Source organism: Cupriavidus sp. MPR-AND1C (assembly GCF_058809705.1).
Genome location: NZ_JBXASU010000132.1, coordinates 1 through 15411, shown reverse-complemented (window position 1 = coordinate 15411; position 15411 = coordinate 1). Strand labels below are relative to the sequence as shown.

Sequence of the window (15411 nt, the reverse complement as noted above, 5' to 3'; positions counted from 1 at the left end):
CCCTGTCTCCTAGCCCCCCTTCATCAGAAAATCCCGACTGACCCCACCCCCAAGCTCATGGATCCTGCGAAGAAAATCGCCAAGCCATCCATGAATCCCGACAGAAAAAATATCCTCGATCCGAGTGAATTTAAGCTCGGCATGCAGTTTCCCCGCCCGCCGCTCGGTCTCCACTGACTGCGCATTGCGCACCTGCGCCAGCAACGAAACCACCTCCCGCAAACTGGCCGCCAGCGACCGCGGCATATCCGGGTGCACGATCAGCAACTCGGCCACGCGCTCCGGCGTGACCACCGAGCGGTAGACCTTGCGATACATCTCCAGCCCCGACACGGAGCGCAATACCGCGGCCCACTGGTAGAAGTCGTCTTGCTGCAGGCCGAGGTCGGTGGCCTGGAACTTGACGTCGAGAATGCGCGCAGTGTTGTCGGCGCGCTCCAGGAAGGTGCCCAGCCGCATGAAGCAGTAGGCTTCGTCCTTGAGCATGGTGCCGGCTTCCACACCACGCGTTAAGTGGGAGCGGAACTTGACCCACTCGAAGAACTGCGCCGGATCGTGGCGCAGGATGCCGTCGGCAACCATCTGCTGGACATCGAGCCAGGTGGTGTTGATGGTCTCCCACAGCGGCGTGGTGAGTGCGCCGCGCACGGCGCGGGCGTTTTCGCGGGCAGCGCGCAGGCAGGACATGATCGACGCCGGGTGGCTCAGGTCGCGCACCATGAAATCGATCACTTCCTCGTGCACGACCGCGCCGTGGTGCGCGGCGAATACCGGCGTGAGTTCCGTCACGTCGAGCATCGCCAGCCAGCCTTGCTGCGCCACCTCGGGTGATTGCGGCAGCATCGAAGCCTGGTAGTTGACGTCGAGCATGCGGGCGGTGTTTTCCGCGCGCTCGGTGTAGCGGGCCATCCAGAACAGGTGGTCGGCGGTGCGGCTTAGCATGGTGATTCCCCCTTTTCTCGGCAAACCCAGGCTACTGACAAGCAATTGGCTTGCCAGCCGCTGACCGCGGCGCGGTGCCTACTCGACCGGCAGCACGCTGACCTCCACTTCCACATCGTGCGCGCCGCCGCCCACGATGACGCCGCGCAGCAGCGAGACATCGCTATAGTCGCGCCCGAACGCCAGCGTGACGTGGCTGGTGTCGGCCAGCACGTCGTTGGTGGGATCGAGGTCGACCCAGCCGGCCAGCGGGCAATACACCGACAGCCAGGCGTGCGAGGCATCGGCGCCGATCAGCCTGGGCTGGCCGGGTGGCGGCTCGGTGCACAGGTAGCCGCTGACGTAGCGCGCCGCGAGGCCGAGCGAGCGCAGGCAGCCGATCATGACCTGGGCGAAGTCCTGGCACACGCCGCTGCGCAGGCCGAAAGCTTGCAGCGCCGGGGTATCGACCTCGGTGGCGGTGGTCTGGTATTCGAAGTCGGCGTGCACGCGATGCATCAGGTCGATGGCGCCGGCCACCACCGGCACGCCGGGCGCGAAGCTGGCGAGCGCGTAGGCCTTGAGATCAGGATGCAGCGCCACGTTGGGCGAGGCGAAGCAGAACTCGCTTTGCGGCAGGAAAGGCTGCCCGGCGCGAAAGCGCAGCGCGGCGACGGCCGTCTCCCATGGCATGCTGGCGGCGGGGTCGAGCGACGCCCAGCGCGGCGTGAGGCTGACTGTGCTCTCGCAGGCGAGCTGCATGTAGTCGTGCGGCACGTCGATGGTGAAGTACAGCACGTGGTTGCCGAAGGCGTCGATGTCCGCATGCTGGTGCGACGGCGGCGGCTCGATCTGCGTGCTGTGCGCGTGCACCGCCTGCCACGGGCAGGTCACCGGAAACACCACGGCGCGCTGCTGGGCGTTCTCCACCGGGGCGGAGTAATCGTAGATGGTCTTGTGATGAATCGTCAGCACGCTGGCCGCGCGCTCTGGCGCGGGCGCGGCAACGCCTTGCGCCTGGCCCATCGTCACATTCATCGTCGCATTCATGGCAGCGCTCATGGTTGCGCCCCGACGCGGGTGCCGGCCATGCCGGCATGGCTGAAGTAGCGCGCACTGATTTCGTCTGAGAGCTGCACCATCATGTCAGTCAGTTGCTCGCATAGTCGCACCAGATTGGTGTATTTCCCGTCAGCGCCGCGCTGACATAGTGTTTCCCAGTCGGGCAGCGTCTCCACGGTGGGCAGCCATTGCGGCAGCGGCACGCGCCCGGTGCCGGCCGGGCTGGCCGGCGGCGAGATCTGGCCGAGCTTGACGCGCAGCCGCGCCAGCAAGCCGTAGAGCCCGCGCGGATTGGTGGGCTCGATCACCAGCTGGTCGACCAGCGCGGGCACATCGGAGCGGCCCGGGTACAGCGCGCGGAAGGTCAGCGTGCTGTCGAACAGGTGCAGCAGCAGATCGAAGCAGGTCCGGTGCAGCAGCGCGCCGTTGTGCGCAAACACCCGCAGGAACGTCGAGAGCGTGGCCACGCGCTCGATATGGCGGCCGATAAACAGCAGGCGCCAGGCTTCGTCGCGGATCATGCGGTCGCCCTGCGCGCCACTGATGGCGGCGAGCTGCATGGACAGGTGATCCAGCGCCGCCAGCACGCGCGGGCGGTCGTAGATGCCCGCGTCGCCGGCACTGCCGGGGCTGCCCGCGCAGGCCGCCTCCATGGCGTCGCCGAAATCGTTGCGGGCGGCCAGGATGGTGCGCCAGTGATCGTTGGACAGCCGGTTGCGGATCTCGGTGGCGGCGTGTACGTGGCTGGCCAGGTTCTGGCCCACGCTGGTCCAGCCGGTGCTTTCCGCCAGCGCGGATACCAGGCTGCGCTCGAACACGCGCAGCGAGGCGCGCGGCTGCGGCGCGCCGGTCGGCAGCAGGCCGCAGGCGAGCACCAGTTCGCCGATCACGTCGAGCGCGCTGTCGTCGCGGTCGTCGCTGCTTTCGATCGAGCCCAGCACCAGGCGGCACAGGCGTACGTTGTTTTCCGCGCGCTCGGCATAGCGCCCGGCCCAGAACAGGTTCTCGGCGGCGCGGCTGGATACCGCCAGCGGCTTGGCCGCCCGCCCGCGCGCCGCGCCGGCCATGGGGAACTGCGACGGCGCGCCGCCCGGCTGCGCCGGCTGGCTCGACAGCACCCAGGTGTCGACGCTGGAGCCGCCGAGCTGCATCGATACCGCCGGCTGCCCCTCGCCCGCGAGCCGGGTGAAGCCGCCGGGCATCACCTGCCAGCCGCCCTGCCCGTCGGCAATGGCATAGACCCGCAGCATGGCGGCGCGCGAGCCGATATGCGGCCCTTCCCAGCGTGGTGCGTGCGACAGCGGCAGGTCGGCCTGGATGGTAAACAGATCCGGCACCTGCTCGATGCGCTCGCGCCAGTCCGCCAGGCGCTGCAGCCCGCGCTCCATGCCCAGGCGCGGGCCTTCCCACGGCTGCGCCATGCCGCGCGGGTAGGTTGGCATCAGGAAGGCTTCGGTGAATTCCCCGAGCGCCTCCGCGCGCGCCGTGGCCTCGCCGCACCACCAGCTGGGCACGCCCGGCAGCAGCAGCTCCTCGCCCAGCAGCGCGCGGGAAATGGCCGGCAGGAAGCCGTGGATGGCCGGCGTCTCCAGGAAGCCCGAGCCGGGCGCGTTGGACACCAGCACATTGCCCGCGCGCATCGCCTGCAGCAGCCCGGGCACGCCGAGCGTGGAATCCTGGCGCAGCTCCACCGGGTCGCAATAGGCGTCGTCCAGGCGGCGCAGCACCACGTCGACGCGTTCCAGCCCGGCCAGCGTCTTCAGGTACACCACGTCGTTGCGCACCGTCAGGTCCTTGCCCTCGACCAGCGTGATGCCGAGGTAGCGGGCCAGGAAGGTGTGCTCGAAATAGGTTTCGTTATAGGGCCCCGGGGTGAGCAGCACGATGTGCTTGCTGACAGTGGCGGCGGCGTTGTCCTCGGACTCCGGCGCGGGTGGCTGCGCCGCGGGCTGCTGCGCCAGCGTGGCCACCAGTTGCGAGAACGCGGCGGGCAGGCGCCGCACGCGCAGCTCGCGAAAGGCATCGGCAAACAGGCTGGAGATGATGAGGCGGTTCTCCAGCGCGTAGCCCATGCCGGAAGGCGTGTCCGTGCGGTGGGCCATCACCGTCCAGCCGCCCTCCAAGGTATGCGCGAGGTCCACCGCGACGATATGCAGGAAGTTGCCGCCCGGCGGCTGGTAGCCCTTGAGCGGGCGCAGGTAGCCGGGATGGCCGAAGACCAGGCCGGCCGGCAGCAACCCCTTGGACAGCAATGCCTGCGGCCCGTAGATGTCGGCCACCATGGCGTTGGCCAGCTCGGCGCGCTGCGCCACGCCGCGCTCGATGCGCTGCCAGTCCTCCTCGCTCACCAGGAAGGGCAGCAGGTCCAGCGCCCAGGCGCGCGCGCCGGCCTTGTCCGTGTTGTCGGCGTAGACGTTGTAGGTCACGCCGTTGTCGCGGATCTGGCGCGCCATGGCGGCGGCCTGCTGGTCAAGGCCGTCGATGCCCTCCTCGCCCAGTATCTGGAAAAAGCGCGCCCAGGACTCGCGCAACCCGTCCCCGCATGCCCCCAGTTCATCAAGGTGCCCGGGCGGCACCGGCCGCGCGCGGTGCATCACCGCGTCGACGGCAGGGGCGGTTTCATCAAAAGGCAGGGACGGCTGAAGAGGCACGGGCGCGGCTTTGAGGGCGTGCCGGATCAGCGTTGTCGCAAATCCAGCGTGAACGGAAACTCGAGGCTGCGCCGGGGCGGTTCCACGCGCATCACGCCCGGCGTGTGGCCAAGCGTGAAGAAGCGTGTCAGGCGCCGGCTCTCGGCCTCGTACGCATTAACCGGGAAGGTCTCATAGCTACGCCCGCCCGGATGCGAAACATGATACTGGCATCCACCGATGCTGCGCCCCATCCATGTGTCGACAACGTCGAAAGTCAGCGGCGCGTGCGAGGCGATGGTGGGGTGCAGCGCAGACGGCGGCGCCCAGGCGCGGTAGCGCACACCGGCCACGAACTCGCCAACGCGCCCGGTGGGCTGCAGCGGTACCGCGCGGCCATTGACGGTGACCACATGGCGGCTGTCGTTCATGCCCAGCACGCGCACCTCGATGCGCTCGAGCGACGAATCCACGTAGCGCACGGTGCCACCGGCACTGCCCTCCTCGCCCATCACATGCCAGGGTTCGAGCGCGGTGCGCAGCGTCAGCGACAGGCCGCCGGCCGCGAGCTCGCCCACGCGCGGGAAGCGGAACTCGAAGTGCGGCGCGAACCAGGCATTGTCGAACGCGAAGCCGGCTTCGCGCATCTCGGTGAGCACGTCCTCGAAATCCATCTGCACGAAGGTGCCGAGCAGGAAACGGTCGTGCAGCTCCGTGCCCCAGCGCGTGAGCCGCCCGCGATAGGGCTCGCGCCAGAAGCGGGCCACCAGCGCGCGCAGCAGCAACTGCTGCACCAGGCTCATGCGCGCATGCGGCGGCATCTCGAACGCGCGCAGCTCCAGCAGGCCGAGACGGCCGGTGGGGCCGTCGGGCGAGTAGAGCTTGTCGATGCAGAACTCGCTGCGGTGGGTGTTGCCGGTGACGTCGATCAGGATATTGCGCAGCGCACGGTCAACCAGCCACGGCGGCATGTGCGCGCCGACCCCGCCCTCGGCGCCACCGAGCCGGTCGAGCTGGTGCTGCAACTCGGCAAAGGCGATCTCGAGCTCGTAGAGCTGGTCGTTGCGCGCCTCATCCACGCGCGGCGCCTGGCTGGTCGGGCCGATGAACATGCCCGAGAACAGGTAGGACAGCGAGGGATGGTTGTGCCAGTACGCAATCAGGCTGGACAGCACATCGGGGCGCCGCAGGAAGGGGCTGTCGGCCGGCGTGGCGCCGCCCAGCACGAAGTGGTTGCCGCCGCCGGTGCCGGTATGGCGCCCGTCGAGCATGAACTTCTCGGTGCTGAGGTAGGTCTCGTGGGCGGCCTGGTAGAGGAATTCCGTATGGTCGACCAGTTCGTCCCAGTTGGCGGCCGGATGGATGTTGACCTCGATCACGCCGGGATCGGGCGTGACCTGCAGCAGCTTGAGGCGCACGTCGCGCGGCGGCGGGTAGCCTTCGAGCACGATCTTCACGCCCAGCCCGGCGGCGGTGGCTTCCACCGCCGCCAGCAGTTCCAGGTAGTCCTCCAGCACGGTCAGCGGCGGCATGAAGACGTAGAGCATGCCGCGCTTGTCGCCCGCGGCCGCTCTCTCGGCCTTGGGGCCGGCGGCACGGCTGGGATGGCGCACTTCCACGCACAGCGCCGTACGGGTGATCCAGCCCGCGGATTCGCCGCGCCCGGGCACGCGCGCCAGGTCCGCCGCCAGGGCGGCGGGCGCGGCAGTGCCGCCGATCGCACCCGACCCTGGCTTGGCCCCGGCACGCGCTGCCGCGGCCGAGCCGGGCGCGGGGCCGGACGCGGAATAAGCCGCGGTGCTGGCACGGAACTCCGCCGCCTGGCCGGGCTCGGCGCCTTGGCCGGCAATCCCTGGCAACTGCGCGCGCAGCTGCGCCCCGGTGGGCAGCGGCGAACGCGCCGCGAACGGGTCCTGGTCGAACTGCCACGGGTAGTCGGCCTCGCTGACCCAGGGCAGGGCATCCAGCGGCAGGCGGTAGCCCATCGGCGAATCGCCGGGCAGCAGGTACATGCGGTCGTCGCGGAAGAACCATGGCCCGCTGATCCAGCGGTGGGCGGCCAGCGCCGGGCCATCTTCCAGGCCGGTGCGGCGCAGCGGCAGCACGTAGCCGGTGGGCCGCGCCAGGCCGCCATCGAACACGCGGCGCAGGCGCATGCGCTCCATCTCATCGTCGAGCCGCGCCTCCAGCGGGTCGACGTTGACCGGCAGGCGGCGCTCGCGCCAGAGGTAGTACCAGGTGTCCTCGTAGCCGGGCTGCACAAAGCCGGGGTTGAGCCCGAGGCGCTTGGCCAGGCTATCGAGGAAGCGGTGCGCGTCGGCTTCGGTATAGTCGGCCGGCTCGCGCTCATCGGCGAACAGCGACGGGTCCTGCCAGCAGGGCTGGCCGTCGGCGCGCCAGCAGATCGACAAGGCCCAGCGCGGCAGTTGCTCGCCCGGGTACCACTTGCCCTGGCCAAAGTGCAGGAAGCCACCCTTGCCATAGCGCGCGCGCAGTTTATGCACCAATTCGGTGGCATAAGCGCGCTTGGTGGTGCCGAGCGCATCGGTGTTCCATTCCGCGCCATCGCGATCCTTGACCGCGACAAAGGTCGGCTCGCCGCCCATGGTCAGGCGCACATCCTGCGCGTTGAGCTGGATATCGACCTCGGCGCCCACGGCCGCCACCGCCTGCCACTGCGCCTCGGTATAGGGCTTGGTCACGCGCGGCGATTCATAGATGCGGGTGATCGACATCTCGTGGTGGAAGGTCACCTCGCTCTTGTCGACCGCGCCGCTGACCGGCGCCGCGCTGCCCGGCTCGGGCGTGCATGCCACCGGGATATGGCCCTCGCCGGCCAGCAGGCCGGAGGTGGGGTCGAGCCCGATCCAGCCCGCGCCCGGCAGGTAGACCTCGCACCATGCGTGCAGGTCGGTGAAGTCCACGTCGGTGCCACTCGGGCCGTCGATGGATTTCACGTCGGGCGCCAGCTGCAGCAGGTAGCCGGACACGAAGCGCGCAGCCAGCCCCAGGTGGCGCAGCGTCTGCACCAGCAGCCAGCCGGAATCCCGGCACGAGCCGGCGCCCGTCGCAAGCGTCTGCTCCGGCGTCTGCACGCCGGGTTCCATGCGGATCAGGTAGCGGATGTCCTCTTGCAGGCGCTGGTTCAGGGCCACCAGGAAATCGCTCGTGGTCTGCTTGTCGCGCGGAATGCTCTGCACGAAGGCGGCAAAGCGCGGCGTCAGTTCGCCCTTGACCATATAGGGCGCCAGCTCGTAAGCCAGGCCGGGCTCATAGGTGAAGGGAAAATTCTCCGCGTAGGGCTCGAGGAAGAAGTCGAACGGGTTATAGACCGCCATCTCGACCACCAGGTCGACGGTGATCTTGAACTCGGTGGTCGGCTCGGGGATCACCAGCCGGGCGAGGTAGTTGGCGAACGGGTCCTGCTGCCAGTTCACGAAATGCTGCTCGGGTTCGATGCGCAGTGAATACGAAAGGATCGGCGTGCGGCAGTGCGGGGCAGGACGGAGCCTGACCACCTGCGGTGAAAGTTTCACGGGCCGGTCGTACCGGTAGTGGGTGACATGGTTCAGTGCGACGTGTGTTGCCACTAGTGCCTCCCATTGGCGCAGGTTTTGTGTGGTTCTCTCAAGCAAGAGTTGTACCGCCCCCGGCGGCACACCCCGGATAGCGGCCGGCGGCGGCCGCCCTTGCATGGCAACATGCCCAGGCTACCGCAGCATTACATGGCGCCCGCCTGTTTTGCCTTCAGTCCCTGCTCGATCAGCGAGCGCAGCTTGGCCAGCGCCCCGGGGTCGCCGTGCGCGGCGGCGCGGGCGTACCAGATCTTGGCCTGCTCGATGTCCTTCTCGACCACGCCGGGCTCGCCACGCTCGTAGTAGCTGGCAACGATGTACTGGGCACCGCCGTCGCCCGCCGTGGCGGCGCGCGTGTACCACTCGAAGGCCTTGCCGTAGTCCCGCGCGAGGCCACGCCCGGTGAAGTAATTGGTCGCCAGTTCCACCTGGGCCTGCACGTGGCCGCCTTCGGCCGCGCGGCGGTACCACTGGTTGGCGGACTCCAGCGAGCGCGGCACCAGTTCGCCGTGCTCGTACATCTCGCCAAAGGTGAACTGGGCCTGCGTCATATCGTTCTCGGCCGCGCGGTGCAGCCAGATCAGCGCCTCCTGCTGGCGCACCGGCGTGCCCTCGCCGCGCAGCAGCATCATGGCGTAGTTGTACTGCGCGAGCCGGTTGCCTTGCTGGGCCGCCTTGGCGAAATCCCGCAAGGCTGAATCGAAGGCGCCGGCGTCGTAGGCGGTCACCGCCTGGCGCGTGAGTTCCTGCGCCGGCGCCGGGGGCTGGCGCGCGGCCTGGGCGTGCTGGAAGGCAAACAGGCACAGGGGAAGCAGCGCGGCAATGGCGGCGGCGCGCAATCGCGAAGGAAAGCGAACAGGAAAGCAGGCAGGAAAGCGACGGACAAGCGGCATGGCAGGCTCCAGGCAGGGCACGCGCTGACTCCAAGTCTACAAGTGTAGGACTCCGAAGCCAGCAGGTGCAGTCGGAAGCGGCCGGCCTAACCTTACGGTTGGCGCCACCAGTTCTGCGCTGGTTGCGCAGGCGCGGGTACGCTGCTGGGCAGCGCTTGCGCCCGCGCCAGCAAGGCCTCGGCCTGCGTGTGCAGCCTGGACAGGCAACGCGCCAGCACCCGAGCCTCCTCCGGATCCAGGCAGGCAGCCAGGCGGGCGTTGAAGGCCTGGGCCTGCGCAAAGGCAAGCTGGTAGACCGCCTCGCCCTGCTCGCTCAGGGCAAACGCCGCCGCCCGCTTGTCCTGCTCGCGCGTGGCGCGCTGCACCAGCCCGCGCGCCATCAGGGCGTGCACGGCGCGGCTTGCCAGCACCTTGTCCAGCCCGGCGCTTTGCGCCAGCTCCGTCAGGCGCGTGCCCGGCTGCTCGCCGAGGAAGGCCAGCATGCGCCACTCGCGCCGGCTCACCCCGGCCGCGGCGCGCAGGTGATGCCCGCTGGCTTGCAGGGCAACGCGGGTCAGGTGATAGAGGCGGTAATTGAGGAAGTCCGCCAGACTGGCGGGATGCTGCAGCGTTTCGCCGGCGTCCCGCTCCCGGCCCGCCTGTGCCTGCGCCTGCTCGCCCGCCTGGTTGCCGTTCATGCCGCACCCGCAAATTTAGTTGATTTTGTCAATTATATGGCCGGGTGTTAGCGTCTGTGCCGCTGCATGAGAACCGGCGGGCCGCGTGCCAGGCGCATCCGCCGGGGTACGGCCGGGCAGCCATGCGCCCAGGAACGAAACGCGCGCATCCATGCGCGAAATCCTTCTTTGGCGCCCGCGTCCCATATCGATAAATTGGCCGGCTTCCCGCCGATGCCGAACCAACAGGAGAACCCGTGAAACCCGCCAAACTGCTGCGCGCGCTAGTCCCCACCCTCGCCACCATGACCGCACTGGCCGCCGTGTGCCTGGCCAGCGCGCCGGCCAGCGCCCAGAACGACCGCCCGCTGCGCATCCTGGTGGGCTACCCCGCCGGCGGCACCGCCGACCTGGCCGCCCGCCTCATCGGCGACAAGCTGCGCGAGGAACTCAAGCAAACCGTGGTCATCGAGAACAAGCCCGGCGCGGGCGGCCGCCTGGTCATGGACTATGCGCGCACCCTGCCCGCCGACGGCAACACGCTGGTGGTCGCCAACTCCGCGGTGATGACCATCGCCCCGCTGACCTACCGCAAGCTGAACTACGACATCCAGCGCGATTTCGTGCCGGTGGCGCAAACCGCCAACTTCCAGCTGGCCCTGGCCACCGGCCCCGGCGCGCCGGCCAAGACGCTGAAGGAGTACATCGAGTGGCTCAAGGCCAGCCCGGCCAAGAACAATTCCTACGCCTCGCCAGCGCTAGGCAGCATTCCTCACTTCTTTGGCTTGCTGATCGGCAAGCAGGTGGGCGTGGAGATGCTGCACGTGCCATTCAACGGCTCGGCACCGTTGATGAATGCGCTGGTGGGCGGGCAGGTGCCGGCCTCGGTCGATACGCTCGCCGATCTCACCGAGATGCATCGCGCGGGCAAGATCCGCGTCCTGGCGAGCTCAGGGACGCAGCGCTCGGTGGCATTGCCGGATGTGCCCACGTTTACCGAGCTTGGCTACAAGGACATCGAAGGGCTTGGCCGCTACGGGTTCCTCGCGCCGGCCGGCGTGCCGAGGGCAACGATCGACCGGCTGAATGCAGCGATCGTGCATGCGATGCAGTCGGCGGATCTGAAGGAGCGGTTCCTGAAGCTGGGGCTGGAGCCGCAAACCGGGAGCGCGGAGCAGTTCGGCAAGGTGCTGGCGGCGGATGCCGGGCGGTGGGGACCCGTGGTCAAGGCCTCTGGCTATACCGGAGACTAAAAACACCACGTCACATTCCATCACATTTATTCATTTCATGAATGTTATTTTTTACATGGATTGAATAAGAAAAAATTTACATCACGTTATTTATAAAATTGATGCCGATCAGGTCAGCGGCCCGACCGGCATCGACAAAGCCATGCCCACCAGAAACACCCTCTTCATCATGTGCGACCAGCTGCGCCAGGACCACCTGGCGTGCTACGGCCACCCCACGCTGCGCACAAGGCACATCGACGCCCTGGCCGCACGCGGCGTGCGCTTCACCAAGGCGTTCGTCACCTCCGGCGTTTGCGGCCCGAGCCGCATGAGCTTCTATACCGGGCGCTACCCCAGCAGCCACGGCGCCACCTGGAACCGCGTGCCGCTGTCCGTTGGCGAAGTCACGCTGGGCGAATACCTGAAGGACAGCCACCGTGCGCTGGCGCTGGCCGGCAAGACGCACGTGATGCCCGACAATGCCAACATGAAGCGTCTGCATCTCGACGGCGGCAGCGAGCTGGAAACGCTGCTGCGCAGCGGGCACTTTGTCGAAGTCGACCGCCATGACGGCCACCACGCCGAGCCGCACAGCGCTTATGCCGAGTGGCTGCGCAAGCAAGGCTACGACAGCGCCGACCCGTGGACGGACTACGTGATCAGCGCCGAGAATGCGCAGGGCGAGATCGTGTCGGGCTGGCAGATGCGCAATGCCGGCCTGCCTGCGCGCGTGGCGCAAGCACATTCGGAGACGGCTTATACGGTAGGCCAGGCAATGCAGTACATCGCCGCGCGCGGCGACGACCCGTGGGTGTTGCACCTGTCGCTGGTCAAGCCGCACTGGCCCTATATGGCGCCCGCGCCCTACCATGCGGCCTACGCGCTGGACGACTGCCTGCCGCTCAAGCGCCACGAGGCGGAGCTGGACAACCCGCATCCGGTGCTCGACGCGTACCGCACGCAGGAAGAATGCGCCAACTTCATGCGCAGCGAAGTCTCGGACACGGTGCGTCCCGCCTATCAAGGCCTGGTGCAGCAGATCGACGATCGCCTGGGCGAGTTGTGGGAACAACTGGAGCGCCTGGGCCGCTGGGAAGACACGTTGATCGTGTTCACGGCGGACCACGGCGACTTCCTGGGCGACCACTGGCTCGGCGAGAAGGAGCAGTTCTACGACACCGTGCAGAACATCCCGCTGATTGTCTACGACCCCTCGGCCGAGGCCGACGCCACCCGCGGCAGCGCGGACGCGCGCATGGTCTCGGCCGTGGACGTGGTGCCGACCGTGCTGGACGCGCTGGGCCTGCCGCCGGCCGACCATCGCGTGGAAGGCCGCTCGCTGCTCGATCTCACGCGCGGGCGCGGCAATGGCCAGTGGCGGGATTTCGTGGTGTCGGAGCTGGACTACGCGTATCGCGGCGCGCGGATCGCGCTGGGCCGGCAGCCGGGCGAGTGCCGGGCGTGGATGGTGCGCAATGCGCGCTGGAAGTATGTGCACTGGCAGGGTTTCCGCCCGCAGCTGTTCGACCTGGAGCGCGACCCGGACGAGTTCTTCGACCTGGGCGAGGATGCCGGCCACGAAGCCATCCGCTCGGCGATGCGGCTGCACCTGCTGGAATGGTTCTGCATGCTCAAGCCGCGCACGACGGTGAGCAACGACGAAGTCGCGGCCAAGACCAATGTTTACAAGCAGGCGGGTGTGTTTTTTGGCGTTTGGTGAGGTGGCTTGAATCGTGGCACGACGCGCCGGGGATAGCGCCGGGGATAGCGCCGGGGATAGCGCCCGGGGGTAAAGATTCCTGCCGGTCTGGCCGTAATACCGCTTAAGCCACCCTGGGCACTAGTGCCCAGGGTAACGGCCAGAAGTGGTGGAGCCCGGGCTGACGCCGCCTGAATCTTGTCAGGCAAGCATGGCGCGTCCTCGCCACGATCATTGAACGCAACCGCTGCAAGGTTTTGAAATGGGCAATTTGGTCCTGCTCGAGGATGAGGTCGAACTGCGCGAGGAAATAGCGGCTTTCCTGCAAAAGCGCGGCTGGAAGGTCAGCCAGGCCGGCAGCCTGGCGCAATTCCTGCCGCTGGCCGCGCAGGCGGATATCGCCGTCATCGACGTCATGCTTCCCGATGGCACGGGTTTCGATGCGGCCAGCCGCCTGCGCAAGGAGCGCCCCGGCTGCGGCATCGTCATGCTCACGGCCCGCGGGGAAACACAGGACAAGCTACACGGCCTGAACGGCGGCGCGGACCACTATCTCGTCAAGCCGGTCAAGCTGCTCGAATTCGACGCCATCCTGCGCGCCTTGAGCCGCCGCGTCGTCTCCAACTGGTGGCTCGACCGGCAGGCCAGCACGCTGGTGGCGCCGGCGGGAGCCCGCCTGGCGGTCTCGTCCAACGAGAGCAAGCTGCTCGAAATGCTGGCGCTCCATCCCACCCAGCCCGTCGATCGCCGCCAGATCGCCGAAGGCTTCGGCTTTGACTGGCTGAGCTACGACGAGCGCCGGCTGGAGACCATGGTCAGCCGCCTGCGGCAACGCTGGCGCAGCGAATCGGGCAGCGAATTGCCGCTCAAGACCGCCCACCGCAAGGGCTATACGTTCGCCGCGCCCATCGCGCTGGCCTGAGCCTGCACGCCCTGCGGCGCCGACGGCAGAAAGATCGTGGCGCGGCAGCCCTGCCCGGGCGCACTATCCAGGGTCAAGGTGCCACCCTGCATTTCCACCATGCGCCGGGCCAGCGACAGGCCAAGCCCGGTCCCCGGTTTCTGGCCGGCATTCTGGCCGCGATAAAAGCGCTCGAATACGCGCGGCAGGTCCGTCGCCTCGATGCCGGGACCGTTGTCCTGCACTTCCAGCTCCACGCCTTCGGCCACCTCCCGGCCCCGCAAGACCACCCGGCAGCCCGCGGGCGTGTACTTCACCGCGTTGTCGGCCAGCGTGCGCAATGCCAGCCGCAGCAGGCTGGCGTCGCACGGGAAGGTTTCTGGCAAGCGCTCCCCGTCCACCTCCAGCCGGTGCCCCTCCGACAGCAGTTGCGCCGCCGCCGCGGCGTCCTCCAGCAAGTCCGCCAGGCGGGTGGGTGACGGCCGGGAGCCATGCCGCAGCAATTCGAAGCCATCCTCATGCAGCGAGTCATTGAGCAGCATGGTCAGGCGTTGCGTGGCGCGCAGGATCTTCTGGTACCGGGCCGAGGTCTGCGGGTCATCGTGGGCATCGTCCAGGTCCAGGTTCTGCGCCGTGGCATCGATCACCGCCAGCGGCGTGCGCAGTTCATGCGAGACCGTGGACAGGAATTGCCGCTGCTCCTCCTGCGCGCGCCGCTCCAGCGACAGCGACGCCTCCACCTGCGCCATGGCGCTCCTGAGCGCCTGGGTGCGCAAGGCGACCTTGACCTCCAGGTCGCGCTCGGCCTGGCGGGCCACGCGCAAGGCTTCGGCCTGGGCGGCCTCCTTTTCGGCGCGCATGTCGGTGTAGCGCCAGCTGATGGCGGAATTCATGATGAGCAGGAACGCCATCATGCCCAGGTAGTTGGCGTTGTCGACGAACGGGCCGGGATCGATCGCGCCGACGTTGCGCGCCAGGCGCAACACGGTGCCGCCGAAGAGCAGAACCAGGACGAACAAAAGCACACGCGCGGCCTTTTGGCCGCGCCAGGTCATCACCGCGGAAGCGATCAGCAGTATGCCCATGGTGATGAGGCCCCAGAGCAGCGCCAGTGGTCGTATCCACCAGACGTTGCCCAGCAGCAAGCAGGGCGTCATGACCAGCGCCACGCCCCAGGCCAGCAGCGAAAAGCCGATCGCCCAACGCCGCCATGGCGACTCGTACAGGCCCAGGTAGTGCGCCGTGAACAAGGTGCCAAGCGGCGTGGCGAAAAACCAGCTCACCACGTAGACGGCATCGCTCGTCAGCGGCCATCCAGGCAGGAGATACTGATACGTGAAGCCCTCGGCGGACAGCGAGGTGAACAAATTGGCCAGTACAGTCAGGCTGAACAGGCCAAAGGAAAGATTACGCGTTACCCAGTAAAACCAGACGCTGGTAATCAGCAAGACCAGGTGCGCTGCGTAGAACAAGCCAAACAGAAGCAGCTCGGTGCCGATAAAGGAAATGAACGCTTCGGGCGACCGCACCACCAGGGGAAAGCTCATCGTGCTGGTACTGCGCACGCGCAGATACAGCGTGACCGGCTTGTCCGCCGGCAAGTCGAGCTGAAACACCGGCTTGCGGTAATCCACGTCGCGCCCCGCCACCGGCCGCCTGTCGCCGGACACCCGTTGCGCGTATCCACCCCCCGCTAGCGGCTCGAACAGCGTGACGTCGTCCAGCAGCGCCGAGCGCAGCTCCAGCAACCATACCGGCGCGGCTTGCTCGGGGCGCGTCAGGGTGATGCGCAGCCAGACGGCCCCCTTCACGTAGCCAAGGGCGGGAGGGGAGTACTGG

10 protein-coding genes are annotated in these 15411 nt (G+C 68.0%); 3 read left to right on the top strand and 7 right to left on the bottom strand.

Annotated elements, in window-relative coordinates; genetic code table 11:
* Positions 1-9 precede the first annotated feature (9 nt).
* The 6 genes from AC1RWI_RS35630 to AC1RWI_RS35605 form a co-directional block, all read right to left on the bottom strand.
* Entirely contained in the window at positions 10-942 is a 933-nt protein-coding gene (locus AC1RWI_RS35630; RefSeq protein WP_043342773.1) for an alpha-E domain-containing protein, read from the bottom strand.
* A 78-nt stretch (positions 943-1020) separates the two neighbouring features.
* Positions 1021-1971 (bottom strand): transglutaminase family protein, encoded by a 951-nt coding sequence (locus AC1RWI_RS35625; protein WP_492870665.1) that lies wholly within the window; start codon positions 1969-1971, stop codon positions 1021-1023.
* 8 nt (positions 1972-1979) lie between these two features.
* Positions 1980-4634, bottom strand: a complete 2655-nt coding sequence (locus AC1RWI_RS35620) for a circularly permuted type 2 ATP-grasp protein (RefSeq protein ID WP_043342771.1) — start codon at positions 4632-4634, stop codon at positions 1980-1982.
* Positions 4635-4660: 26 nt separating this feature from the next.
* The gene (locus AC1RWI_RS35615) at positions 4661-8203 is read right to left on the bottom strand and encodes a transglutaminase family protein (RefSeq protein WP_492870664.1); all 3543 of its coding nucleotides are present in this window, start codon (positions 8201-8203) and stop codon (positions 4661-4663) included.
* 131 nt (positions 8204-8334) lie between these two features.
* On the bottom strand, positions 8335-9081 hold the full coding sequence (locus tag AC1RWI_RS35610; RefSeq protein WP_492870663.1) for a tetratricopeptide repeat protein: 747 nt from the start codon (positions 9079-9081) through the stop codon (positions 8335-8337).
* A gap of 92 nt (positions 9082-9173) precedes the next feature.
* Complete coding sequence (locus AC1RWI_RS35605) at positions 9174-9758, bottom strand: MarR family winged helix-turn-helix transcriptional regulator (protein ID WP_492870662.1); 585 nt, start codon at positions 9756-9758, stop codon at positions 9174-9176.
* A gap of 284 nt (positions 9759-10042) precedes the next feature.
* Between AC1RWI_RS35605 and AC1RWI_RS35600 the strand changes: the two genes are divergently transcribed.
* From AC1RWI_RS35600 to AC1RWI_RS35590, 3 genes are all read left to right on the top strand, one after another.
* Entirely contained in the window at positions 10043-10990 is a 948-nt protein-coding gene (locus AC1RWI_RS35600; protein ID WP_492870666.1) for a Bug family tripartite tricarboxylate transporter substrate binding protein, read from the top strand.
* A gap of 142 nt (positions 10991-11132) precedes the next feature.
* Positions 11133-12692 carry a sulfatase-like hydrolase/transferase gene (locus AC1RWI_RS35595; protein WP_043342766.1) on the top strand — a complete coding sequence of 520 codons (1560 nt, stop codon included), beginning with the start codon at positions 11133-11135 and terminating at the stop codon, positions 12690-12692.
* Between the two features lie 241 nt (positions 12693-12933).
* Positions 12934-13593: a response regulator transcription factor gene (locus AC1RWI_RS35590; RefSeq protein ID WP_043342764.1), complete on the top strand. Its 660-nt coding sequence runs from the start codon at positions 12934-12936 to the stop codon at positions 13591-13593.
* On the opposite strand, the gene AC1RWI_RS35585 is transcribed toward AC1RWI_RS35590, so the two are convergent.
* On the bottom strand, positions 13560-15411 hold a 1852-nt coding region (locus tag AC1RWI_RS35585), incomplete at its 5' end, for a sensor histidine kinase (protein WP_492870661.1). The genes AC1RWI_RS35590 and AC1RWI_RS35585 overlap by 34 nt on opposite strands.

Bases quoted from the DNA above. Each gene is read 5' to 3' on its own strand.
- AC1RWI_RS35630 (WP_043342773.1), bottom strand. From the start codon at position 942: ATGCTAAGCCGCACCGCCGACCACCTGTTCTGGATGGCCCGCTACACC.
- AC1RWI_RS35610 (WP_492870663.1), bottom strand. From the start codon at position 9,081: ATGCCGCTTGTCCGTCGCTTTCCTGCCTGCTTTCCTGTTCGCTTTCCT.
- AC1RWI_RS35625 (WP_492870665.1), bottom strand. From the start codon at position 1,971: ATGAATGCGACGATGAATGTGACGATGGGCCAGGCGCAAGGCGTTGCC.
- AC1RWI_RS35605 (WP_492870662.1), bottom strand. From the start codon at position 9,758: ATGAACGGCAACCAGGCGGGCGAGCAGGCGCAGGCACAGGCGGGCCGG.
- AC1RWI_RS35590 (WP_043342764.1), top strand. From the start codon at position 12,934: ATGGGCAATTTGGTCCTGCTCGAGGATGAGGTCGAACTGCGCGAGGAA.
- AC1RWI_RS35595 (WP_043342766.1), top strand. From the start codon at position 11,133: ATGCCCACCAGAAACACCCTCTTCATCATGTGCGACCAGCTGCGCCAG.
- AC1RWI_RS35600 (WP_492870666.1), top strand. From the start codon at position 10,043: ATGACCGCACTGGCCGCCGTGTGCCTGGCCAGCGCGCCGGCCAGCGCC.